2 pseudogenes are annotated in these 579 nt (G+C 45.9%); both read left to right on the top strand.

Annotated features, from left to right (window positions below):
* Positions 1-270 (top strand): annotated as a pseudogene (gene leuD / locus R7P74_RS28080) (3-isopropylmalate dehydratase small subunit); the annotation flags it as partial.
* Positions 271-402: 132 nt separating this feature from the next.
* Positions 403-579: pseudogene (locus R7P74_RS28075) on the top strand (DUF547 domain-containing protein); the annotation flags it as partial.

Here is a 579-nt window from a genome sequence, read left to right as displayed (position 1 = left end):
AACTCCATCAACAACCAAATGGTTCCGGTTCGTCTGACTGAGCAAGAAGTGGATGAACTGTTCCAATTCGTTGAAGCCAATGAAGGTGCGCAAATTGAAGTGGATCTGGAAGCCCTAAAAGTGCGCGCAAACGGCAAGGAGTATGACTTTGAAATCGACGAGTTCCGTCGTCACTGCCTGCTTAATGGCTTAGATAACATCGGTTTGACGCTTCAGCACGAAGACAAAATCGCTGAGTATGAAGCCAATATCCCGAGCTTCCTGCGTTAAAACGCATCCTTGAATACACAAATAACAGGCTGGTCATTGTCAGCCTGTATTGTTTTTATGCGTAGATTAAAGAAAGAAAACAACAACTAGACGGGTCTACACTAACAATCAAGTCTCACTAAAGGTCTCTCTATGAAGCGTTTCTTATTGCTACTGTGTGCCCTACTCTCCTTTTCCGCTCTCGCCGCACCAAAAGCCGACTTATGGCCTTATTGGCAGCAGTCCAACGAGGTCAACCAAACCTCAATCTCTCATCTGGAGTGGCAACAGTTACTCGACAGCTATCTAGTTACCCGAGGCGACAACACT

It is taken from the genome of Vibrio sp. 2033 (genome assembly GCF_033339735.1).
This window is presented reverse-complemented; position numbering and strand designations above follow the sequence as displayed.